Origin of the sequence: Corallococcus sp. CA041A (assembly GCF_003612075.1) — a bacterium.
GTDB classification, from domain to species: Bacteria; Myxococcota; Myxococcia; order Myxococcales; family Myxococcaceae; genus Corallococcus; species Corallococcus exiguus.
In genome coordinates this window covers 1-390 of record NZ_RAWF01000759.1, presented here as the reverse complement: position 1 = coordinate 390, position 390 = coordinate 1, and the positions used below count along the sequence as shown (strand labels likewise).

Below are 390 nucleotides of genomic sequence, written 5' to 3'. Positions count from 1 at the left end.
GCCGTCAGCACGCCCGTGGCCTCCGGCCGGTAGGACAGCCGGACCGGGACCTCGCCCGGCGCCATGCGTGTGGGCAACCCGGACGCGGAGAACGGGGCCGCCAGCGCCGTCCACTCCACGTCCAGCGTCGTCCGGCCCGCGTTCACCACCCGGAGCTCCACCACCCGCTCCACCCGGGGGTAGCTGGCCGGGAACGTCACGGCCTCCTGGGAGACCCGCAGGAGGCTCCGGGCGCCCGTCAGCGGGGGTTCGTCCCGGCAAGCGCTTCCGAAGGCCAGGAGGGCCGCCAGGGCCATCGCCAGGGCCACCGGCCGGCCCGGCACCGACCCCGGGGACACCGTTGGAGCCTCCGGAAGGCCCTTCAGGCCCCCACTGCCCACCGTCCGCGTG

At 76.7% G+C, this 390-nt stretch carries 1 pseudogene; it reads right to left on the bottom strand.

Annotated features, from left to right (window positions below):
- A pseudogene (locus tag D7V77_RS42970) lies at positions 1–338 on the bottom strand (tenascin-X); the annotation flags it as partial.
- Between the last annotated feature and the right edge of the window lie 52 nt (positions 339–390).